The sequence below is a fragment of the Vibrio sp. 10N.222.55.C6 genome (assembly GCF_041473395.1).
GTDB lineage: Bacteria > Pseudomonadota > Gammaproteobacteria > Enterobacterales > Vibrionaceae > Vibrio > Vibrio crassostreae_C.
This window is the reverse complement of sequence record NZ_JBFRSD010000468.1, coordinates 1-219: the sequence shown is the minus strand read 5'-3', so window position 1 is coordinate 219 and position 219 is coordinate 1. Positions and strand designations below refer to the sequence as shown.

Below are 219 nucleotides of genomic sequence, written 5' to 3'. Positions count from 1 at the left end.
AATTACGATGAAATGACGGATTTGCTTAACCGTAGGGCGATTTATGAGTGGCTGAGAGAGCACCTTGTCTCTGAGACTCACTTAGTGTGTATGCTGCTTGATATCGATGACTTCAAATCGATCAATGATACCTACGGGCACATGGTGGGTGACGAGGTAATTTGCGCATTGGCTGATATTACTAAGCGTAATGTTGAGGCTGTGGGCGGTGTCGCAGGT

At 46.6% G+C, this 219-nt stretch carries 1 protein-coding gene; it reads left to right on the top strand.

Annotation, left to right across the window (positions count from 1 at the left end; all coding sequences use genetic code 11):
• Positions 1 to 219 (top strand): GGDEF domain-containing protein (locus AB4486_RS24630; RefSeq protein WP_372119306.1); only part of this gene is annotated, 219 nt, incomplete at both ends.